The organism is Sphingopyxis sp. 113P3 (assembly GCF_001278035.1).
Lineage (GTDB): Bacteria > Pseudomonadota > Alphaproteobacteria > Sphingomonadales > Sphingomonadaceae > Sphingopyxis.
Map to the genome: position 1 here is coordinate 1507779 of NZ_CP009452.1, position 22593 is coordinate 1530371.

Annotated in this window: 18 protein-coding genes; 9 read left to right on the forward strand and 9 right to left on the reverse strand. The window is 65.0% G+C overall.

Annotated features, from left to right (window positions below):
* Nucleotides 1-2: 2 nt before the first annotated feature.
* Complete coding sequence (locus tag LH20_RS07225) at nt 3-773, reverse strand: NIPSNAP family protein (protein WP_158501115.1); 771 nt, start codon at nt 771-773, stop codon at nt 3-5.
* 202 nt (nt 774-975) lie between these two features.
* Entirely contained in the window at nt 976-2304 is a 1329-nt protein-coding gene (locus tag LH20_RS07230) for an MFS transporter (RefSeq protein WP_053553631.1), read from the reverse strand.
* 163 nt (nt 2305-2467) lie between these two features.
* Between LH20_RS07230 and cyoA the strand changes: the two genes are divergently transcribed.
* The 7 genes from cyoA to LH20_RS07265 are packed head-to-tail and all read left to right on the forward strand — an operon-like array spanning nt 2468 to nt 9219.
* Complete coding sequence (cyoA, locus tag LH20_RS07235) at nt 2468-3643, forward strand: ubiquinol oxidase subunit II (protein ID WP_053553632.1); 1176 nt, start codon at nt 2468-2470, stop codon at nt 3641-3643.
* Between the two features lie 17 nt (nt 3644-3660).
* The gene (gene cyoB, locus LH20_RS07240) at nt 3661-5670 is read left to right on the forward strand and encodes a cytochrome o ubiquinol oxidase subunit I (RefSeq protein WP_053556152.1); all 2010 of its coding nucleotides are present in this window, start codon (nt 3661-3663) and stop codon (nt 5668-5670) included.
* A gap of 1 nt (nt 5671) precedes the next feature.
* Entirely contained in the window at nt 5672-6301 is a 630-nt protein-coding gene (gene cyoC, locus LH20_RS07245) for a cytochrome o ubiquinol oxidase subunit III (RefSeq protein WP_053553633.1), read from the forward strand.
* Entirely contained in the window at nt 6298-6675 is a 378-nt protein-coding gene (cyoD, locus tag LH20_RS07250) for a cytochrome o ubiquinol oxidase subunit IV (protein ID WP_053553634.1), read from the forward strand. The genes cyoC and cyoD overlap by 4 nt, the downstream gene beginning before the upstream one ends.
* A 14-nt stretch (nt 6676-6689) precedes the next feature.
* Complete coding sequence (locus tag LH20_RS07255; RefSeq protein WP_053556153.1) at nt 6690-7385, forward strand: SURF1 family protein; 696 nt, start codon at nt 6690-6692, stop codon at nt 7383-7385.
* Nucleotides 7385-8689 carry an ATP-binding protein gene (locus tag LH20_RS07260; RefSeq protein WP_053553635.1) on the forward strand — a complete coding sequence of 435 codons (1305 nt, stop codon included), beginning with the start codon at nt 7385-7387 and terminating at the stop codon, nt 8687-8689. Before LH20_RS07255 ends, LH20_RS07260 begins: the two co-directional genes overlap by 1 nt.
* Nucleotides 8686-9219: a response regulator transcription factor gene (locus LH20_RS07265; protein WP_053553636.1), complete on the forward strand. Its 534-nt coding sequence runs from the start codon at nt 8686-8688 to the stop codon at nt 9217-9219. The genes LH20_RS07260 and LH20_RS07265 overlap by 4 nt, the downstream gene beginning before the upstream one ends.
* Before the next feature lie 4 nt (nt 9220-9223).
* On the opposite strand, the gene putA is transcribed toward LH20_RS07265, so the two are convergent.
* Entirely contained in the window at nt 9224-12823 is a 3600-nt protein-coding gene (gene putA, locus LH20_RS07270; protein ID WP_053553637.1) for a trifunctional transcriptional regulator/proline dehydrogenase/L-glutamate gamma-semialdehyde dehydrogenase, read from the reverse strand.
* 104 nt (nt 12824-12927) lie between these two features.
* On the opposite strand from putA, the gene LH20_RS07275 reads away from it, so the two are divergent.
* Entirely contained in the window at nt 12928-13392 is a 465-nt protein-coding gene (locus LH20_RS07275; RefSeq protein ID WP_053556154.1) for an Lrp/AsnC family transcriptional regulator, read from the forward strand.
* A 3-nt stretch (nt 13393-13395) separates the two neighbouring features.
* Here LH20_RS07275 and LH20_RS07280 read toward each other — a convergent pair whose 3' ends face one another.
* Nucleotides 13396-14856, reverse strand: a complete 1461-nt coding sequence (locus LH20_RS07280; protein ID WP_053553638.1) for a helicase HerA domain-containing protein — start codon at nt 14854-14856, stop codon at nt 13396-13398.
* A 93-nt stretch (nt 14857-14949) separates the two neighbouring features.
* On the opposite strand from LH20_RS07280, the gene LH20_RS07285 reads away from it, so the two are divergent.
* A complete protein-coding gene (locus tag LH20_RS07285) occupies nt 14950-15210 on the forward strand; it encodes a hypothetical protein (protein ID WP_053553639.1) in 261 nt (86 codons plus the stop codon).
* Here LH20_RS07285 and cobA read toward each other — a convergent pair.
* The 5 genes from cobA to LH20_RS07310 are packed head-to-tail and all read right to left on the reverse strand — an operon-like array spanning nt 15176 to nt 22580.
* Complete coding sequence (gene cobA / locus LH20_RS07290) at nt 15176-16000, reverse strand: uroporphyrinogen-III C-methyltransferase (RefSeq protein ID WP_053553640.1); 825 nt, start codon at nt 15998-16000, stop codon at nt 15176-15178. The genes LH20_RS07285 and cobA overlap by 35 nt on opposite strands.
* Nucleotides 15990-18587 carry a nitrate reductase gene (locus LH20_RS07295; protein WP_053553641.1) on the reverse strand — a complete coding sequence of 866 codons (2598 nt, stop codon included), beginning with the start codon at nt 18585-18587 and terminating at the stop codon, nt 15990-15992. The genes cobA and LH20_RS07295 overlap by 11 nt, the downstream gene beginning before the upstream one ends.
* Nucleotides 18587-18928, reverse strand: coding sequence for a nitrite reductase small subunit NirD (nirD, locus tag LH20_RS07300; protein WP_053553642.1), 342 nt, complete (start codon nt 18926-18928; stop codon nt 18587-18589). Before nirD ends, LH20_RS07295 begins: the two co-directional genes overlap by 1 nt.
* Nucleotides 18925-21417, reverse strand: a complete 2493-nt coding sequence (gene nirB / locus LH20_RS07305; RefSeq protein ID WP_053553643.1) for a nitrite reductase large subunit NirB — start codon at nt 21415-21417, stop codon at nt 18925-18927. Before nirB ends, nirD begins: the two co-directional genes overlap by 4 nt.
* A complete protein-coding gene (locus LH20_RS07310; RefSeq protein ID WP_235527147.1) occupies nt 21417-22580 on the reverse strand; it encodes an alginate export family protein in 1164 nt (387 codons plus the stop codon). The genes nirB and LH20_RS07310 overlap by 1 nt, the downstream gene beginning before the upstream one ends.
* Nucleotides 22581-22593 lie beyond the last annotated feature (13 nt).

Genomic DNA, 22593 nt, shown 5'->3' on the forward strand with positions numbered 1-22593 from the left:
CGTCAGCGCAGCGCCGAGCGCGGTGTGGGATCGAGCCTGAGAATTTGCGGCATACGCTCCTCGGCATCGTGCAGCGGGGCTGCAATCGTCTTTCGCCATCGCGGCGACTGCCGGGCGGAGGTGAGCGCGGCTTCAATGGCGGCATGGCTGTCGCCACGCACGAACCAGACGAGCAGCTTTTGCTCGCTGCGGATCGGCAGGCGAGGAAAATTATTGGGCTCGGCGACCGGGACATAGGCGCCAACCACATCAACGCCCGCCGCCGCCAATGCGGGTTTCATCTGGTCGGCGAAGAAGGCCGCGAACCCCTTGTCGGGCGTCTTCCAGAGATATTCGATGACCGCCCACACCGCGCCGCCCGGCGGTTTTTCCGTATCGCGCGGCGCCGCAGGCGCGAACGCGAGGGTGGGTGCCGCGGGACGCAGGAACAGGACATTATCGGAGTCGACGAGCATTGCGTTCGCGGTCTCTCGGTAGGCCTGCCAGACCGGGCCGAAGTAAAAGGCGTTCAGCCCCGCCTCGCGCGTCTTCATGTCGGCAAAGGCGCGAATCCAGGCGAAGCGATCGGAATCCGCGTGGTCGCGAAACTGCCCGACAAGACGCATGCCGAGCGCTTCCTGACTATCGATGAACTTGTCCTCGAAGAGGGTCACAAAGGCGTCGCTGCGTCCTTGGGCCAGCTTGTACTGCCGCAGCTCGATGATGCCGGCACTGCCGTCATTTGCCGTCGCAGGCGCCGCGTTCGTCGCCATGAGCGCTGCGATCATTGTCATACTCAGTGGGAATTTGATCATAAGCAGACCCTCCAATGCCAATACAGACGGGTCGACCCGTTTTGTCAAGATGCGGGTGAGGATCGCGTGCGGGACGGAAGCGGGGCCAAGGGGAAGGGAAGGTTCAAGGGAGGGGTGCGGGCGCGCGCATCCTCATGGCAGCGCTTCGCACCGCGGCAGGCCCAGTCCGACGGGGGCGGGCTCAGTCGATCGTGCGGGCAAGCTCGCGGTTGAGCCACAGCGCGACGAGCGTGCCGATCGCGCCCGAAAGAAGATAGGCGCCCGCGGCGAGCAGGCCGAAGGCGCTTGAGAGCCACAGCGCCACCATCGGCGCGAAGCCGGCGCCAAATAGCCAGGCAAGATCGGAGGTAAAGGCCGACCCCGTGTAACGGTGCCGCGGATGGAAGCTCGACGACAGCGCGCCCGACGATTGTCCGAAGGCGAGGCCGAGAATGATGAAGCCGAGGATCATGAACGCCGCCTCGCCGGTCTCGCCCGCGCCGAGAAGCTGGGGAGCAAAGCCGCTGAAGGCCGCGATCGCAGCGGCGGTTGCGCCGAGCAGGGTACGCCGGCCAATGCGATCGGCGATCATCCCTGAGGCAATGATGGCGAAAATCCCGAAAACCGCCGCGATCGCCTCGATCATCAGGAAGCGCACTGGAGTTTCCTCGGTGAAGAGGAAGACCCATGAGAGCGGGAAGACGGTGACCATGTGAAAGAGCGCGAAGCTCGCGAGCGGCGCGAAGGCGCCCGCCACGATCACTTTCCACTCGGACCGCACCGTTTCGAAAAGCGGGGCGGGCTCAAGATCCCGGTTCGCAAAGCCCCGCTCATATTCGGGGGTCACGACGATCCTAAGCCGCGCAAACAGCGCAACGACGTTGATCGCAAAGGCGACGAAAAAGGGGTAGCGCCAGCCCCAGTCGAGGAAATCCTGCGCTGGGAGCGCTGCGATCAGGAACATGAAAAGAAGGCTCGCGACGATGAGACCAAGCGGAGCGCCAAGCTGCGGGATCATTGCATACCAGCCGCGCTTGCCCTCAGGAGCGTTGATGGCGAGCAGCGAGGCAAGCCCGTCCCACGACCCGCCAAGCGCAACGCCCTGGCCCATGCGGAACAGGGCGAGAAGGAGCGCCGAGCCGAGGCCGATCGTCGCATACCCCGGCAAAAAGGCGATCGCTGCGGTCGAGCCTCCGAGCAGGAAGAGCGCGACGGTCAACTTGGCGCCGCGGCCATAAATGCGGTCGATCGCGGTAAAGATGACCGTTCCGACCGGCCGCGCCGCGAAGGCGAGGGCGAAGATGGCGAACGACCAGAGTGTTCCGTCAAGCGGATCAAGGTGGGGAAAAACCAGCTTGGGGAACACCAGCACCGACGCGATGGCATAGACGAAAAAATCGAAGAATTCCGACGTCCGGCCGATGATGACGCCGATGGCAATTTCCGCCGGCGCAAGGACGTGACCATCGTCGTGCAGCGCGCGCGCGTCGCGTTCGGCCTGTGTCGTATTGGGCGCGGTATCGACAGACATTGATCTTCGGGTCCTGCTGCTGGCACCCTAGCATATGGGCGCGCGAGTCGGAAACAGGGGCACGGCCCCTCGATGGAATGCCCCCTGCGCCAATGCGCCCCGCGCGGGGATTGGACAAAATGTCCTATGTGCACTCAGGCAAGCGAGGGCTAGGCGCGCGGTTATGCCCCAGAAATTGTCCCGTTCGATCGCCCGCTTTCGGCCGCTCGCGCTGCTCGGCCTGCTGCCGCTGCTTGCCGGATGCAAGCTGGTCGTGCTCGATCCTGCGGGCGATGTGGCGCGCCAGCAGGGCAATCTGATCCTGATTTCGACCGGGTTGATGCTGTTGATCATCGTGCCGGTGATGATCCTGACGGTCGTATTCGCGTGGCGTTACCGCGCTGCGAACAAGGCGGCGACCTACAAGCCCGACTGGGATCATTCGACCCAACTTGAACTGGTGATCTGGGCAGCGCCGCTTCTTATCATCATCTGCCTCGGAGCGCTCACTTGGGTCGCCACGCATCTGCTCGACCCTTATCGACCGCTCGCGCGCACCGCGCCCGGGCAGACCGTGAGCGCGGCGGTTGAGCCGGTCGAAGTGCAGGTCGTCGCCCTCGACTGGAAGTGGCTGTTCATCTACCCAGAGCAGGGGATTGCGAGCGTCAACGAACTGGCGCTTCCCGCCCATCGCCCGGTGCGGTTTCGCATCTCCTCATCTTCGGTGATGAACAGCTTCTACATCCCGGCGCTTGCGGGACAGATCTATGCGATGCCGGGGATGGAGACCAAGCTTCACGGCGTTTTCAACAAGACGGGGCAATTTTCCGGATTCTCGGCCAATTATTCAGGCGCCGGATTTTCGGACATGCGCTTTGCGGTGAAGAGCCTTGCCGATACCGATTTTTCAGCCTGGGTCGCGGCAACAAAGGCGGGCGGCGGGACGCTCGACCGGACCGCCTATCTCAGGCTTGAAAAGCCGAGCGAGAAAGTCCCTGCGCAGCGCTTCGCCGCCGTCGAGCCCCAGCTTTTTGACGCGATCGTCAACATGTGCGTCGAACCGGGCAAGATGTGCATGCACGATATGATGTCGATCGACGCCGCGGGCGGGGCGGGCGTGCCAGGGATCGGCAATGTCCGCAGCCTCACCTACGACAAATTCGCCGCGCGCGGGACCGAAGGCGGCTATTGGGGTCGCCGCTACGTGGGAGCGCTATGCAGCGCGCCGCCGATCGCGAGCGTCGGTCGGCCCGGTGCAACCCCTGTCGATCAGGCCCCGCTCACGGGCGCGGGTCTGTCGCGCCCCGCCCCAACTATCGCTGCTCTTGGCGCACGGCCCGCGCCGTCGCCACAATCCTGATCGCGACGAGAGACATGATGACGCCCCATTCCGCTCCGGAAACAAGCCCCCTGCTTGGCAAGCTGTCGCTCGGCGCCCTGCCACTGCACGAACCGATCCTCGTCGTCACCTTCATCATTGTCGCGATCGGCGGGCTCGCGCTCGTCGGTGCGATCACCAAGTATCGCCTCTGGGGCTATTTGTGGAAAGAATGGTTCACCACTGTCGACCACAAGCGCATCGGGATCATGTACATGATCCTCGGACTCATCATGTTCCTGCGCGGCTTTTCGGACGCGATCATGATGCGGCTCCAGCAGGCGATGGCCTTCGGGGGATCCGAAGGCTATCTGCCCGCGCACCATTACGACCAGGTGTTCACCGCGCACGGCGTGATCATGATCTTCTTCGTCGCGATGCCGTTCATCACCGGGCTGATGAATTACATTGTCCCGCTCCAGATCGGCGCGCGCGACGTCAGCTTTCCCTTCCTCAACAATTTCAGCTTCTGGATGACCGCGGCAGGCGCCGTGCTCTGCATGATTTCGCTGTTCGTCGGCGAATTTGCCCAAACCGGCTGGCTCGCCTATCCGCCGCTGTCCGGCATTGCGTACAGTCCCAACGTTGGCGTCGACTACTATATATGGTCGCTGCAGATCGCGGGCGTTGGCACGACCTTGTCCGGCATCAACCTGATCGTGACCATACTCAAGCTTCGCGCACCGGGCATGCGGCTGATGAAGATGCCCGTCTTCACCTGGACGAGCCTGTGTGCCAACATTCTGATCGTCGCGACCTTCCCTGTTCTCACGGCAACGCTCGCTTTGCTGACGCTCGATCGCTATGCCGGGACAAACTTCTTCACCAATGACTTCGGCGGTTCGCCGATGATGTATGTGAACCTCATCTGGATCTGGGGTCACCCTGAAGTCTACATCCTCATTCTGCCGCTGTTCGGCGTCTTCTCCGAAGTGACCTCGACCTTTTCGGGCAAACGGCTCTTCGGCTACACGTCGATGGTTTATGCGACGGTCTGCATCACGATCCTGAGCTATATCGTGTGGCTGCACCATTTCTTCACCATGGGCTCGGGTGCCAGCGTCAACAGCTTTTTCGGGATCACGACGATGGTGATCTCCATTCCGACGGGCGCAAAGCTCTTCAACTGGCTGTTTACCATGTACCGCGGCCGCATTCGCTTCGAGCTGCCGATGATGTGGACGGTCGCCTTCATGCTGACCTTCGTTGTCGGCGGTATGACAGGGGTGCTGCTTGCCGTGCCCCCCGCCGACTTCGTGCTCCACAATTCGCTCTTTCTCGTCGCGCATTTCCACAATGTCATCATCGGCGGCGTCCTGTTCGGCCTCTTTGCCGCGATCAACTACTGGTGGCCCAAGGCGTTCGGCTTCAGGCTCGACATCTTCTGGGGCAAGATCAGCTTCTGGTGCTGGGTGGTAGGCTTCTGGCTTGCCTTCATGCCGCTCTATATCCTTGGCCTGATGGGGGTTACCCGCCGGATGCGCGTGTTCGACGACCCGAGCCTGCAGATCTGGTTCCTCGTGGCCGGCGTCGGCGCGGCGGTGATCGCGGTTGGCATTGCAGCGATGCTGATCCAGTTTGCCGTCAGCATTTGGCGCCGCGACCAGCTTCGCGACGAAACAGGCGACCCATGGGATGGCCGGACGCTCGAGTGGGCGACAAGTTCCCCGCCTCCCGACTACAACTTCGCCTTCACGCCAGTGATCCACGATCTCGACGCCTGGCATGACATGAAGCGCCGTGGGCACGAGAGGCCCGTTAGAGGTTTCCGCGATATCCATATGCCGAGCAACACCGGAGCGGGCATCATCCTCGCCGGGATCAGTCTGGTGATGGGATTCGCGCTCGTCTGGCACATCTGGTGGCTCGTGGGGACGAGCTTCGCCGGGCTGGTTGGCGCTGCGATCATCCACACCTTCAACTACAAGCGCGATTTCGACATACCGGCGGCAACGGTCGCGGCGGTCGAGGAGGCGCGCACCCGCCAGCTCGCGGCGGCCGGACCGTGACATGAATACCAAGACCCTCGCCGCCGCGGACGAAGAGCTGCGCTTCTACGACCTTGACGAGCATGCCCATCCCGAGGGGCACAGCACGATGCTGGGCTTCTGGATCTATCTGATGAGCGACTGCCTCATCTTTGCGATCCTCTTCGCATGCTATGCGGTGCTGGGCGGCAATTATGCCGCGGGGCCCGCGCCAAAGGACCTGTTCGATCTGCCGCTGGTCGCGCTCAACACCGCGATGCTGCTCTTCTCGTCGATCACCTACGGCTTTGCGGTGCTTCAGATGCAGCAAGGCAAGGTACACGGGACGCAGGCCTGGCTCGCGGTGACCGCGCTCTTTGGCGCGGCCTTCCTCGCGATCGAGTTCTACGAGTTCCAGCACCTCATTCACATCGGCGCCACGCCGCAGCGCAGCGCGTTCCTGTCGGCCTTCTTCACGCTGGTCGGGACGCACGGGCTCCACGTCACTTTCGGCATCGTGTGGCTGCTGACGCTGATGGTCCAGCTTGGCAGGCACGGACTCATCGCCGCCAACAAGCGGCGCGTCATGTGTCTTTCGATGTTCTGGCACTTTCTCGACGTCGTGTGGATCGGCGTCTTCACGATCGTCTATCTGATGGGAATGCTGCAATGAACCTTGAACCCAGCCACGGCGATGCAGCCCATCCCCGCGAGATCGAGATGCCGCACGCCTCGATGCGCGACTATCTGATCGGCTTTGCGCTGTCGGTCCTCTTGACGGCCATTCCCTTCTGGCTGGTCATGACGATGCCGCTCTCGCCGGGTACGACGGCTGCGATCATCATGGCATTTGCCGTGGTGCAGATCGTGGTCCACATGATCTTCTTCCTGCACATGACGCCAAGAGCAGAAGGCGGCTGGTCGCTGACCTCGCTGGTCTTCACGATCATCGTGCTTGGCATCGCGCTCGCGGGATCGCTCTGGGTCATGCACCACCTCAACACCAACATGATGCCGATGCCGCATGACATGAATCAGCTGCCGTGAAACGCCGGCTGCTGATGGCGCTGACGCTGCTTCTTGCGGCGGGCTTCATCGCGCTCGGTATCTGGCAGGTCGAGCGGCGCGCGTGGAAGCACGAGCTGATTGCCGCAGTCGACGCCCGCATTCAGCGCGCACCGGTGGCAGCGCCGGGACCCGCCGAATGGCCGCGTCTTTCCGCCGACCGCGACGCTTACCGCCGCATCGTCGCAACGGGTCGCTTTCGCCATGACCGCGAAACGCTGGTACAGGCGGTCACCGAGCGCGGCGCGGGCTATTGGCTGCTCACCCCGCTCGAGACGCCGGACTTTACCCTCATTGTCAATCGCGGCTTCGTGCCGAGGGGCAGGCGCGATGCATCCGCGCGCGCTGCGGGCAATCCGGCGGGAAGCGTGACCGTGACGGGTCTTCTGCGCATGAGCGAGCCCGGCGGCGCCTTTCTGCGCGCCAATGATGCGGCCGCGGATCGGTGGTATTCGCGCGACGTTGCCGGAATCGCCAAGGCACGCGGGCTGGGCCGCGTGGCGCCCTATTTCCTCGACGCCGACGCGGCGCCCAATGCGGGAGGCTACCCAGTAGGCGGGCTCACCGTGGTGCGCTTCCGCGACCCGCACCTCGTCTACGCGCTGACCTGGTTCGCGCTCGCCGGGATCAGCCTCTTTTTTTCCTGGTTGTTGTGGCGTCCGGTACGGCTTCGGTCCAATAGGGACCTGTGATGGCCGACACTTCGCTGACGACCGCGCTGCCGGAAGCCGACGCCGGCCGGCGCAACATGACGTTGCTGATCCAGCTGCGCTGGCTCGCGGTGGGAGGGCAGCTCGCGACGATCGGCGTCGTGATCGGGTGGATGGGCATCACCCTGCCGCTCGCCCCGCTCTTGGCAGCCGTGGCGGCGCTGATCATCGTCAATCTCGCCAGCCTGGCATTGCTCGGCCGTGGCCGCGCGGTGACCAATATCGAGCTGACCGCGGCATTGCTCGTCGACGTTGCCGTCCTCGCCTGGCAGCTTCATCATAGCGGCGGTCTTTCCAACCCGTTCGCGTCGCTCTTCCTCCTCCAGGTCGTTATCGGCGCAATCCTGCTCTCGCCGCGTTCGTCATGGACGATCGTTGCAGCGACGCTCGCGGCGCTTGCGGCCCTCAGTATCGATCCCACGCCGCTGCTCCTCCCTGCACGCTATGCGGCAGACCCGCTCGGCCTTTATCTGCAAGGCAGCCTCGTCTGCTTCGTGCTGATCGCTGTGCTCCTCGTCGCCTTCGTCACCCGGATCAGCCGCAACCTGCGCGATCGCGATGCGGCGCTCGCTGCGGCGCGGCAGCGCGCCGCGGAAGAGGATCATATCGTGCGCATGGGCCTGCTCGCCTCCGGCGCGGCCCATGAGCTTGGGACACCGCTCTCAACCTTGTCGGTACTGATCGGCGACTGGCGGCGCGCGCCGAAACTCGCGACCGACGAGGAGCTGCAAGAGGATCTCGCCGAGATGGACGCGGCGGTACAGCGCTGCAAGACGATCGTCAGCGGCATCCTGATGTCGGCGGGCGAGGCTCGCGGGGTTGCGCCGCGGCTCACCACGATGCGTGCCTTCCTCACGGACATCGTCGAGGATTCGCGCGCCGGACGGCTGCCCGGAACGGTGGAATTCAACGACCTGTTCGGCGCAGACGTCGCGATCGTCTCCGACCCCGCGTTGCGACAGGTCATTGGCAATGTGCTCGACAATGCGGCCGAGGTCTCCCCCGACTGGATCGGCGTCACCGCCTCGCGCGACGGCGATATGGCCGTGATCGAAATCGCCGACCGCGGACCTGGCTTCAGCGAGGAAATGCTGGAACATTTCGGCCAGCCTTATCGTTCGACAAAGGGGCGGCCGGGCGGCGGGCTTGGATTGTTCCTGCTCGTCAATGTTCTGCGCAAGCTGGGCGGAGGCGCGAGTGTTGCCAACCGTGACGAAGGAGGCGCCCGGGTACGCATCCTGCTGCCGATCTCGGCGATCGCCCGGCCAGAAGGAGAGGCGTCATGACGGACCAGCGGCGCTTGCTGATTGTCGAAGATGACGAGGCCTTCGCGCGGACGCTCAAACGTTCGTTCGAGCGCCGGGGCTATGAGGTTCGCACTGCAGCGAACCCTGACGCAATGAAGGCGGTGCTGGCGGGTTATCAGCCGGGCTATGCCGTGGTCGACTTGAAGCTCGGCGGTGCGTCGGGTCTCGCTTGCGTTCAAGCCTTGCGCGCTTCGGATGCCGCGATGCGCATCGTCGTCCTGACGGGATTTGCGAGCATCGCAACCGCCGTCGAGGCCATCAAGCTTGGTGCGTCCTATTATCTCGCCAAGCCTTCGAATACCGACGATATCGAGGCGGCGTTCGAACGGGCCGAGGGCAATGTTGACGCCCCGCTCGGCGCACGGCCTTCGTCGATCAAGACTGTCGAGTGGGAACATATCCACCAGACGCTCGTCGAAACGGGGTTCAACATATCGGAAACGGCGAGGCGGCTCGGCATGCATCGCCGCACCCTTGCACGCAAGCTCGAGAAACGGCAGCTTCGCTAGCGGCTCAACCGATCATCATCAGGCTGGCGTTGCCGCCGGCAGCGGTCGTGTTGATCGAGGTAGAGACCTCCTCGAGCAGCCAGTCGGGATGATAGGCAAGACCCGGTCCTTCGTTGGCGGCGTGGAGCGAAACGATGGGGCCGGGAAGGGCAGCGAGCGCTGCTGCCGCCGCGGCGATGTGCGCCGCGTCGCCCTCGACCAGTGCGGCGCCGAATGGTCCCTCGCCGCCTGGTGAAAAAACAGCAGCGACACGCGGAGGAAGGCCGGCGGGCAAGTCCATGCCCTCTACGATGCCATGATTGCCCGTCGCGAGCACCGCCGCCATCTGTTCGAAGAGGCCGGTGCGCGTGACCGGGCGCATGAGGATGCGGCCGCGCGGGTGGAGTGCATAAATATTGCGTTCGCCGACCGGTCCGGGCAGCAGCAGTTCTGCGCCGAGCGCCGAGGCGCTCTCGTAGCGCCTGGCGACCGCCGCGGACTCGGCTTCGCCCTGCGCGCTCAGCCAATCGGCGAATTCGCCGAGCGGTGTGCCAAGATGTCCTGCGCGCGCTGCGAACACAGGCGGTACGCTCACGAGGCGGCCGAGATAGAACGGGCCGCCCGCCTTGGGTCCGGTGCCCGAGAGACCGCAGCCACCGAATGGCTGGGTGCCGACGATGGCGCCGATGGTGTTCCGGTTGACGTAGCAATTACCGGCCCTCACCCGCGAGAGCACGTCGGCGATCGTCTTGTCGAGCCGTGTGTGGAGGCCGAATGTCAATCCATATCCCGTCGCATTGATGGCGTCGATCACCGCGGCCAGCCGTTCGCGGCGATAGCGCAGGACGTGGAGAACGGGGCCGAAAACCTCTCGTTTGAGATCGGCTATCGACCCGATTTCGATGATCGTGGGCGGCACGAAGGTGCCGTGCGCAGCTTCGGCGGGGAGGGGCAATTGCTCGATCCGGTGGCCGAGGGAGCGCATCGCATCGATATGCGCTTCGATGTTCGCCTTCGCTTCGGCGGTGATGACGGGGCCGATGTCGACCGCGAGCCGATCGGGGCGGCCGAGCGCGAGCTCGGCGAGAGCGCCCTTCAGCATCGCGAGGGTGCGCTCGGCGACATCCTCCTGCAGGCAAAGGACGCGAAGCGCCGAGCAACGCTGCCCGGCGCTATCGAAGGCGGAGGCGATCACGTCGCCAACGACCTGCTCGGCGAGCGCCGAGCTGTCGACGATCATTGCATTCTGCCCGCCCGTCTCGGCAATCAAGGGGATAGGCTTGCCCTCGGGCGACAGGCGCTTTGCCAATTCCGCCTGGATCAGCCGCGCGACCTCGGTCGAACCGGTGAACATCACGCCTGCCGTCTGCGGCGCGGCGACCAGCGCTGCACCGATTGCGCCGTCGCCGGGAACCAGTTGCAGCGCGTCGGCTGGCACTCCCGCTTCGTGGAGAAGACGTACAGCCTCGGCGGCGATAAGCGGTGTTTCTTCTGCCGGCTTGGCAAGCACCGGGTTGCCCGCGACCAACGCCGCACAGACCTGGCCAGTGAAGATGGCGAGCGGGAAGTTCCATGGACTGATGCAGGTGATCGGCCCGAGCGGCGCTTGGCCGGGTCCGAAAGTCGCACGCGCCTGGGCGGCATAATAGCGCAGAAAATCGATCGCCTCGCGCACTTCCGAGATCGCATTGGGCAGCGACTTGCCTGCCTCGCGCACGATCAGTCCCAAAAGGATGGGCATGCGCGCCTGCATCGCATCGGCCGCGCGCTCGAGCATGGCGGCGCGCTCGGAAACAGGGACATTGCCCCAATGAGCCGCCGCCGCGCGCGCGGCGGCCGCCCGCGCGGCGGCGCTCGAGACTTCGACAACGGTCCCGACGCGGTCGCGGTGGTCGGCGGGATTGAGCACGGCACGCCCCGTGCCTTCGCCGCCTGCGGGCGCCGCGCGCCATTCGATTGCGGTACTTTCCGCAAGTGCTTGCGTGAGCTCGGCGAGCCGATGCTCGTTGCTAAGATCGATCCCGGCCGAATTGCAGCGGTCGGGGTAGAGGTCTGCGGGGTGCGCGATCTGGTCGTGCGGCGCACCGGGGCAGGGCATTGCACCAGCAACGATGGCCGGGTCGGCGATGAGATCGTCGACGGGCACCGCCGGATCGGCAATGCGGTTGACGAACGATGAGTTGGCGCCGTTCTCGAGCAAACGGCGCACGAGATAGGCGAGCAGCGTCTCGTGAGTCCCAACGGGCGCATAGATACGGCAGGGCCGGTCGAGTTTCTTTGGCCCGACGACCTGCTCGTAAAGCGGTTCGCCCATGCCGTGAAGGCACTGAAACTCATATTGACCGATCGCGAAATCATCGCCGGCGAGGCGGTAAATGGTGGCGAGCGTCTGGGCATTATGCGTCGCGAACTGCGGGAAGACGGCGTCGGTCGCACCGAGCAGCTTTCTTGCGCAGGCAATATAGGCGACGTCGGTGTGAACCTTGCGCGTGTAAACCGGGAAGCCTTCGAGGCCATCGACTTGCGCGCGCTTGATCTCGGCGTCCCAGTAGGCGCCCTTGACGAGCCGCACCATGATCCGGCGCCCTGCCCGGCGAGCAAGATCAACAATCCAGTCGATCACGAAGGGACAGCGCTTGCCATAAGCCTGGACGACGAAGCCAAGACCGTCCCAGCCTGAAAGATCGGGGTCGAGCGCAAGGCTTTCGAGAAGATCGAGCGAGAGCTCGAGCCGGTCGGCCTCTTCGGCGTCGATGTTGAAGCCGATGTCAAAGCGCTTCGCCTGAAGGGCGAGGGCCTTCACCCGCGGCAGAAGTTCGCCCGTGACGCGGTCCGCCTGAGCGCGCGAATAGCGCGGATGGAGCGCCGACAGCTTGATCGAGATGCCGGGGCCAGCATAGATGCCGCGTCCCGCCGACGCCTTCCCGATCGCGCCGATGGCGCGCTGATAATCGTCATAATAGCGGTTTGCATCGGCCATCGTCGTCGCGGCCTCGCCCAGCATGTCATAGCTGTAGGCAAATCCCTTGGCTTCCATGGCGCGCGCGCGCTTCAGGGCCTCGGCGATGGTTTCGCCGGTGACAAACTGTTCGCCCATCAACCGCATGGCAAGGTCGACGCCGCGGCGGATCACGGGTTCGCCGGCGCGGGCGACAAGCCGCGCGAGCGCAGCGCCGAGACCGCGGTCGTCGACGCTGCCGACGAGCCTGCCCGTCACAACGAGGCCCCAGGTTGCGGCGTTGACGAACAGCGAGCGGCCATCACCAAGATGCGAGCTCCAGTCGCCATCGGCAATCTTGTCGCGGATCAGCGCATCACGCGTTGCATCGTCGGGGATGCGCAGCAGCGCTTCGGCGAGGCACATCAGGGCGACGCCTTCCTCGCTCGATAGCGAATATTCCTGCACCAGCGCCTCGACCCCGCTCCCCTTTCGGTTGGTGCGAAGCGGCGTGACGAGCCGGCGCGCGGTTTCGCGGATGTCGGCGCGGAGCGGTTCGGGGAGCGTTGCGGCCTCGAGCAGCGGCGCAAGCGCGTCGGCCTCATCCCGGCGATAGGCTGCCGTGATCGCATCGCGCAGCGGCGTCGCGGGGCGGATCGGGGGTGCGAAGTCGGCAAAGATCGGCATGGAGTGATTTTACTATGATTGCGAGCGCCGCAATGCCTTTTGATGTGGCATATGGAAGTCAGATTCGCTTATATTCTGGACTCTACTGGTCAAAAGGACGGATTATGGCCGAAAAGGCAGGAGAATTGGATGAGTTCGATCGCAAAATGCTGGCAATTCTGCGCGATGAGGGGCGGATCACGGTCACCGATCTCGCCGAACGGGTGGGATTATCGAAAACGCCGTGCCAGGTCCGGCTTCGGCGGTTGATCGCAAGCGGCGTGATCCGGGGCTTCCGGGCGGCCATTGATCCGGTGAAGATCGGCATGGATCATGTTGCCTTCGCCGAGGTCAAGCTCAGCGACACGCGCGAGGCGGCGCTCAAGGAATTCAACGCAGCTGTGCGCCGCATTCCCGAGGTCGAGGAGTGCCACATGATCGCGAGCAGCTTTGACTATCTGCTGAAGGTGCGCACGGCCAATATCAACCGCTACCGGGTCGTGCTCGGCGAACGCATATCGAGCCTGCCGTACGTCGCGAGCACCTCTACCTTCGTTGCGATGGAGACGGTGAAGGACAGCTGGAGCTGAGCCTTATTCGGCCTCGGTGCTGAGCCCGAGCTCGGGGATGCCAATCGAGCGGCGGCCGCCAAAGTCGGAGCGGACCACGACGGCACCCTGCCGCTCCATATATTCGACCAGTCGGCGGACCCGGCCGGGTGAGCGAGTGCCATAGGCGCGGCCGAGCGCGTCGTCGTCGGGGCAGGGGAGCCCCTCGGCTGCGGCGCGTGCAATCAGTACGAAGGGGGCAAGCATGTCGTCTGGAAGCCGGGCAGCTGCGCCCAATATTTCCTGCCAGCGGGGCTCGGCAGGGTCGAAGATGCCGCCCTTGGCGAGCGCGAAGCGGCGGCGGAAGGCCGCGAGGTCGAGCGGCACGCGCGCGAGCCGTTGCATCCGGCAGCGCACCGAGAAATCCTGATAGAGAAAGCTCTCGGGATGAAAAGCGCAATCAGGGTCGGCGAGCATTTCGCGCAGGGCCGCCGCGACAGCGTCCTCGACATCGGCGGCGTCCACCTCGGGGGCTTCGGGGGCGGGCGTCGCAGCGCGGACGGGTCTGTCGTCGCCCTCGCTGATCCGGCGGAGGAGTTCGCCGGCGGCTACGGGGGGAGGCGCCGGAGGAGGCGATGGGGGCGGGGCGGTTTCCATCGCGGCAAACAGCATCGAGCGCATGTCGTTGGGTTCCGCCTCGGGAAGCGGCAAAAGTCCGTGCGTTCCGCCGCGCGAATGCGTTTGCGTTGTGCCGATGCGTACCGACACGGGACGACGCGAGATGGCAGGACCGAGGCCGAGGAAGCTGCCGCGTTCAAGGTCGCGGATCTGCTCCGCCTGCCGCCGCTCCATGCCGAGCAGATCGGCGGCGCGCGCCATGTCGATGTCGAGAAAGGTACGGCCCATCAGGAAATTGCTCGCCTCGGCCGCGACATTCTTGGCAAGCTTGGCAAGGCGCTGGGTTGCGATGGCACCGGCGAGGCCGCGCTTGCGCCCACGGCACATCAGGTTGGTCATCGCGGCGAGGCTCGCGCGCCTTACCGCGTCGGATACATCGCCCGAGGCGCTCGGCGCGAACATCTGGGCTTCGTCGACCACGACCAGCGCGGGGAACCAGTGCTCGCGCGGTGCGTCGAACAGCGCGTTCAAGAAAGCCGCAGCGCAGCTCATCTGCGCCTCTATGTCGAGCGCGTCGAGACTGAGAATGATCGAGGCACGATGCTCGCGAATGCGCGCACCCATTGTCGCGATCTCGCGCTCGTTATAATCGCCCGCGTTGATCACGACGTGATTGTAAGCATCTGAAAGCGTGACGAAATCGCCTTCGGGATCGATTACGACCTGCTGGACAAGCCCTGCGCTTTCCTCGAGCAGCCGTCGTAGCAGGTGCGACTTGCCCGACCCCGAATTGCCCTGGACAAGCAGACGGGTTGCAAGCAGTTCCTGCACATTGACGTGCACCGGCCGTCCGGCGCCATCGGTTCCGATTTCGATGCTGCTGTTCACGCCGCCGCCCTACCGACGCGCCCGCGCCTTGACAACCGGAGGGTGGCAGCCTTCGGTCCGGATCACCCCGGACTGGCAAGGAAGACGAAGGCGATGGATTTTGACGACCAGCTCAGGCGCTATTTTGGGACGGCGGATCTCGCCGCTATCCATCCGGAAGCCCTCGCTGCAGGGACCGAGCGAATGCGTGTCGATCTCGGACTGGAGACAAATAGCGGCCGCCGCTTTGCGCTCTGGTCGCTGCTCTACATGCTCGGCGCCGCGCCGGATCTCGACATCGCGTTCAAGGAGGCGAGTGAACGCGATGCGGCGCGCGACTTCATGGACATGATCGACCGGAGCGGGGAGGGGTAGAAGCTTCGCGCGCAGGACCGGGCGCGGCGGCGGCGCAGGCCCTGCTGGCTTGCCTGGCGCCGCGCACCGCTTCACCGACCAGGATCAACGTGGGGGCGCCGGGGGCAAGCGAACGGACGGCAAGACCAAGGAGGTCGAGCCGGGTCACGACCTGCTGTTCGTCGGCGCGGCTGACGTTGCATGCGGCGATCACGGGCGTTGAGCCAGGCAAGCCTGCTGCAATAAGCTGCCGGGTGATTTCGGGCGCGGCGTCGCGTCCCATGTAGAAAGCGAGCGTCGAGCTGTCGGCTGCGAGCGCATTCCAATCTGGGCCCAGTGCCGCGCCGTGGCGGCTGTGCGCGGTGACAAAGCGCACGCCAGGCGCAACGCCGCGCAGCGACAGCGATACCCCCGCCGACGCGGCGGCGGCACTCGCAGCGGTGACGCCAGGACAAATACGGACATTGTGCCCCGCTGCGCTGAGTGCGCCGATCTCTTCGGCCGAGCGTCCGAAGAGCGACGGATCGCCGCCTTTCAGTCGCACAACGCGCCGTCCCGCGCCTGCGGCCGCAACGAGCAACGCGTCGATCGTCTGCTGGTCCTTCGAGTGGCGCCCTGATCTCTTGCCGACGCTCACCCGCTCGGCTTGCGGCGGGATCAAGGCAAGCACTTCGGGGCTGACGAGCGCGTCGTAGAAGACGATGTCGGCCGCAGCGATCAGCCGGACCGCCTTCATCGTCAGCAGTTCAGGGTCGCCGGGGCCCGCCCCGACGAGCCACACCATCCCGGGGGCGAAATCATCATGCGGCATGGCTCTTCTCCTCGGCAATGATGCGCGCGAGCGCGGGGCGGCACGAACCGCAATTGGTGCCGGCGCGCAGTGCGGTCCCGATCGCGGCGACGTCGGTGAGGCCTTGATCGCGGATCGCGGCGACGATTGTCGTCATCCCGACATCGAAGCAGACGCAGACGAGCGGACCCCGGTCGGCTTGCGCACCCGGCGCGCGTCCGGCGAGCAGCGTGGGCGCGACCGCGGGAGCGGCAAGCTGCGCGATCAGCCAGTCGCGTGGCGGGAGTTCGCCGCTTCGCGTCACGAACAAGGCGCCGGCAAGGCGCCCGTTCGCGACGATCGCGATGCGCCGCGTCCCGCGCGCAGGGTCCTGCGCCTCGATCCGTTCGCCGCGCGGTAGAAGTGCCTCGATACGCTGGAGATCCTCGTCGCCTGCGAGCTCCCAGAGGACCCCTGCGGGAACCGCTACGCGGGTCGCCCAGAGACACGCCGGTCGATCAGCGAGCTCCTCGGCAAGGAGCAGAAAGCCGCGCCATAGCGGCGTGACGGGAGCGATGGACGCAGGCGTGCGCTTGAATCCCGGTTGGCCCGAGACAGGATCGACGAGCGGGCGGGGCAGCAGCCCGGTTCTTCCGCCGCTCGCAGTGCGATCGGTCCAGTGGATCGGCACGAACATCTCGCCCATGCGCTGGCCTTCGGAATAGGCGACGCGGTAGACGCTTTCCCCCTGCGGGGTGTCGACCCTCGCCAGCCCCCCGTTGCTGAGCCCGAGCCGAGCGCCATCGCATGGGTGCACCTCGACCAGTGGCTCTTCGCGATGTCGCGCCAATTTGGGGGCGAGCCCCGTGCGCGTCATGCTGTGCCATTGGTCGCGGTAACGCCCCGTATTGAGCGTGAGCGGCCATTTGACGAGGGGATCCGGAAGCGGCTTCTGCGTGACCCAAATCAGTCGTGCGCGGCCGTCCTCGGTCGAAAAACGCCCGTCTGCATAGGGGCGGTCGCCGCCCCAGCGAAAAGGAAGCATCGCGTCATAGGCGGCGTTTCCGCCCTGCGCGGCACCGGGCAGCGCAAAGCGGCGCGCGCCTTCATTCTCGTAGGTTGAAAGGCGGCAATGCTCGCGCCAGATGTCGGCAGGCCGGTCATAGGCGAAAGCGGTTTTCCAACCCATGCGGCGCGCGACTTCCTTGACGATCCACCAGTCGGGCCGTGCCTCGCCGGGGAGAGGAAAGAGCGCGCGCTGACGGCTGATCGTGCGGTCCGAATTGGTGACGGTTCCGTCCTTCTCACCCCACGCAGCAGCCGGAAGGCGCACGTGTGCAAAGGCGGTGGTGTCCGTCTTCTCGATCACATCGCTGACCACGACGAAGGGGCAGGCTTCGAGCGCTTCGCGCACGCGGTTGGCATCGGGCATCGAGACGGCGGGGTTGGTCGCCATGACCCAGAGCGCCTTGATCCGGCCTTCGCCAACCGCGCGGAACATGTCGACGGCCTTAAGGCCGGGCTTTTCGGCCATGGTCGGCGCCGCCCAGAAGCGCTGGACGCTGGCGCGGCTCTCTGCTGTGAAATCCCGGTGCGCAGCGAGTGTCGAGGCGAGCCCTCCGACCTCGCGACCGCCCATCGCGTTGGGCTGGCCGGTGATCGAGAAGGGGGCGGCACCCGGTTTGCCGATCCGGCCTGTCGCGAGGTGGAGGTTGGTGATCGCATTGACCTGGTCGGTTCCCGCGGTCGATTGGTTGATCCCCTGGCTGAAAAGCGTGACGGTGCGCGGCGTCGCGGCGAAGAGCTCATAGAAATGCCTGAGATCCGCGGCGGCGACGTCGCAGATGCGCGCTGCCGACCACAGGTCATTTCCCTCTCCAAGCCGATCCCAAAACTCCTCCGGTACCGCAACATGCGCGCCGAGATAGGCCTCGTCGACGATGCCCGTCTCGCGGCAATATTGGAGAAGTCCGTTCATCAAGGCGACGTCGCTGCCGGGCCGGATCGCGAGGTGGAGGTCGGCTTCTTCGGCGGTTTCGGTGCGGCGCGGGTCGATCACGACAAGCTTCGCGCCCGCCTCGCAGCGCGCACGGATGCGCTGGTAGACGATCGGGTGACACCAGGCGGTGTTCGATCCCACCAGAATGAACAGGTCGGCCGCGTCGAGATCGTCGTAGGTCGCCGGGACGACATCCTCCCCGAAGGCGCGCATGTGACCCGCGACCGCGCTCGACATGCACAGGCGCGAGTTGGTGTCGATGTTTGCGCTGCCGATGAAGCCCTTCATCAGCTTGTTCGCGACATAATAATCCTCGGTCAGAAGCTGACCCGAGACGTAGAAAGCAACGCTGCCCGGCCCGTGGCGGGCAATGGTTTCCTTGAAACGTCTGGCAACAAGATCGAGCGCCTTGTCCCAGCTCGCACGGCGACCTGCGATCGTCGGATAAAGGAGGCGGCCTTCAAGCCCGACCGTCTCCCCCAGATGCGTGCCCTTCGAGCAGAGGCGACCGCGGTTCGCAGGATGGTCGGGGTCACCGACGATCTCGACGCTGCGCGCGCCCGTCACCCTCGCACGGATGCCGCAGCCGACACCGCAATAGGCGCAGGTGGTGCGGATCGCCTCTGCCATCAAGCAGCCGCCATCAGCGTGCTCGCGCGGCAAAGGAGGACGCGGCCGCCATCGATCTTGACGGGCACGGTCGGTGTGCACCCCCTGTCGTCGCCCAGCGCCTCGCCCGTCGCGAGGCTGATCCGCCAGTTGTGGAGCGGACAGGCGACCGCCCCCCCGTGTACGATGCCCTGGCTGAGGCGCCCGTGCTTGTGCGGGCAGCGGTCGCGAAGCGCGAATATCTTGCCCTCCGCCGTGCGGAAAAGCGCGATATCATCGCCGCCTTCGACCTGTACGGTGCGGCTGCCGCGCACGGGGATCTGGTCTACCCAGCCGATATCGAGCCATTCTGCGGTGCTCATGCCAACTCCTCCTGCGGTGTGAAGCGCGCCATTGGCGCATGATGTTCGGCCTCGGCGCCCTCAGCACGCTGCGCCCAGGGGTCTCCCTGCGAGAAGCTCTGCGAGACGAGGAAGCGGGCGCGCAGCGCTTCACGGCCAGCGTCGTCTTCGACGATGCGCGCCTTGACATAATCGAGACCCACACGTTCGATCCACGGCGCGGTGCGCTCAAGATAGCGGGCTTCCTCGCGGTAGAGCTGGATGAAGGCGGCGCAATAATCCATCGCTTCCTGTTCACTCGCAACCTTGCACAGCAGGTCGGTCGCGCGGACATGGATGCCGCCGTTTCCGCCGACATGGAGCTCGTAGCCGCTGTCGACGCAGACAATTCCAAAATCCTTGATCGTCGCCTCGGCGCAGTTGCGCGGACAGCCCGAGACCGCGATCTTGAACTTGTGCGGCATCCAGCTGCCCCAGCTCATCCGCTCGATCTTGACGCCGAGCCCCGTGGAATCCTGCGTTCCAAAGCGGCACCATTCGGATCCCACGCAGGTCTTAACCGTCCGCAGCGCCTTGCCATAGGCGTGACCTGAGACCATTCCGGCAGCATTGAGATCCGCCCAGACCGCCGGCAGATCCTCTTTCTTGATCCCGAATATGTCGAGCCGCTGGCCGCCGGTCACCTTGACCATCGGGGCATTGAATTTCTCGACCACGTCTGCGATCGCGCGCAGCTCGGCGGGGCTCGTGATCCCGCCCCACATGCGCGGGACGACCGAGTAGGTGCCGTCCTTCTGGATATTGGCATGGAGCCGTTCGTTGACGAAGCGGCTCTGCTGGTCGTCCTGATATTCGCCAGGGAGCGCGCAAAGCAGATAGTAATTGAGTGCAGGGCGGCAGGAGGAGCAGCCGTCGGGCGTCGCCCAGTGCAACTTCTGCATGACCTCGGGGATCGAGCGCATGCCTTGCGCGATGATCTCGCGGCGGACATCGTCGTGGCCGAAGCTTGTGCATTTGCACAAAGTCTTCGGTCCCGATCGCACCTCATCGCCCAAGGTCAAGGCGAGCAGAGTTTCGACAAGACCGGTGCATGACCCGCAGCTTGCCGATGCCTTGCAACTGCTCCGCACCGCGTCGAGGCTGTGTGCTCCCTTGGCAATGGACGAGACTACCTGCCCCTTTGTCACGCCGTTGCAGCCGCAGATTTCCGCGTCATCGGAAAGCGCTGCAACGGCGGCCTTAGGGTCCGCCCGCCCACCTCCGGAGGCGAAGGCCTGGCCGAAGATCAATATGTCGCGAAGCGCCGAGACATCTTCCTGGGTCTTGAGAAGATCGAAATACCAGTTCCCGTCGGCGGTGTCTCCGTAGAGAACGGCGCCCACGACGCGATCGTCCCGAAGCACCACGCGCTTGTAGACCCCGCGGCTGGCATCGCGCAGGACGATGTCCTCGCACTCGTCGCCGCCTGAGAAATCGCCCGCCGAGAAGACGTCGATCCCCGAGACTTTCAGCTTGGTCGACGTCACCGAGCCGCGATAGCCCGTGGGCTTGTCGACCAGGCCATCGGCAAGGCTCCGGCACATGTCCCAGAGCGGCGCAACGAGGCCGTAGACCTGTCCGTCATGTTCAACGCATTCGCCCACCGCCAGAACCGCCGGATCGCTGGTCACCATATGGTCGTCGACCTGAATGCCGCGCCCCACGGCAAGGCCCGCGTCACGGGCGAGCTGGGTCGAAGGGCGGATGCCGACTGCCATCACGACGAGATCGGCCGGGATAAGCGTTCCGTCCTTGAGCTTCACGCCTTCGACCTTCATCTCCCCGACGATCTCGGCGGTGTCGGCGCCGGTCAGTATCGTCTGGCCGCGCGCCTCCAGCGCCTGCTTGAGGAGCCACCCTGCCGCCTCGTCGAGCTGCCGCTCCATCAGCGTCGGCATCAGGTGAAGGACGGTGACCTTCATGCCCCGCAAGGAAAGCCCGTGCGCCGCTTCAAGTCCAAGCAGCCCGCCCCCGATGACCACCGCCGCGCCGCCGCCCTTCTTCTTGCCGGCGTCGGCGGCTGCAAGCATTGCGTTGACATCGTCCATGTCGCGGAAGGCGATGACGCCGGGAAGATCCTTGCCTGGCACCGGAATGATGAAGGGGTCAGAGCCGGTCGCGATCAGCAGCCGGTCGTACCGCTCGACCAGCCCGCTGCGCGTCGTCACCGTCCTTGCCGCGCGGTCAATCGCGACCACCGGATCGCCTGCAACCAGCGCGATTGCGTTCGACGCATACCAGTCGGCGTCGTTGATGATGATATCGCCGAACTCCTTCTCCCCAGCGAGGACCGGGGAGAGCATGATACGGTTGTAATTGACCCGCGGCTCGGCGCCGAAAATCGTGATACGAAAGCGGGAAGGGTCGCGGGCGAGCAGCTCCTCGACCGCACGGCATCCCGCCATGCCGTTGCCGATCACCACAAGATGCTCGCGCGTGTCGCTCTCCGCCGTAATTGGGCGATGTTCCATCAGATTATCCAGTCCAGTTGGAGCCAAAATTTGTTCGTATCGGCGGCAAAGCCGTCGGCGCGGTAGCGGGCGAAGCGAAGAGACGCGGTGGATCTGCCGAGCGTCGCGCCCGCGAGCAGGTCTATCTCCTCGCCATAGGAACGGCTCGCCCGATCGCTGCGATAGTCGTGATAAACCGCCTGGAGCGTGACGGCCTTGAGCGGGCCGATCGCTTTCCAGCTCCAGCCCGCACTCGCGTAGAGGTCGCGCACGCCATCGGGCGGCGTGACCAGGAATTTGTCCGCCCACCCCTGGAATTTGAACCCGGTTGCAAGCGGGGTCTGGAAACTGGTGAGCGGGGCCCCGTCGCTCGCGCCCATCACTTCATATCCGGCGCCAACCCGCGGGCCGCCGAGATCGACCCCGACGTCGACCAGATAATAATCGGCCGCGTATCGATTGGGATTTCGGTGCCAGTCCGACTGGCGCGCATAGGAAAATTGATAGGCGATTTTTGCCGCGCCGAGCTTTTGCCTTCCCTCGAGCCGCGCGCCATAGCTCTGGCTCGATAGTTGGAAATCCTGCACCGCGGGCTCGTCCTGATCCACAAGATTGGCGAAAGCGGTGAGCTTTCCGAGCGGTGTCGCGACGCCAAGCGTGCCAAACAGATTGTCGCCCGACACCGCCTGCGGCCGCGCACCAGTGCCGTCGATGCCCCAGATCGTGCGGACGCTCCACGCATAGGCGATGTGTGCCGTTACACCTTGCGCAGGTGCGATTTCGGCGCGCACTGCGTCGAAGCTCTGGCTGTTTTGGCGAAAGCTGACCGAACCGACGAAACGCTCATCATCGAAGGCCAGCCGCTGGCGTCCGGCCGTGATCACGACGCCGGGCGCAGCATAGCGAAGCTGCGCGCGGCTAAGGGCGATGTTTTCGGGGTCTGCAATCAGCGGGGTTGCGGGCGACCCCCCAAGGCCGCTGAAATAATCATCGATGATCGCGAGATTGCCCTGGCCCTCGATCAGGGCCGACCAGCGATCGGCTTTCGCCGCGACCCCGGCCCGGACGCGCAGCGTCAGCGCGTCGGCTCCCGCGAAACCCTGCTGATCGACGCTTTCATAGCGCAAACGGGCCTCGCCGAGCGGGGAAAGCACGATGTCCTGTGCGCAGAGCGTGGTCGGCATCAGCGCGGGAAGA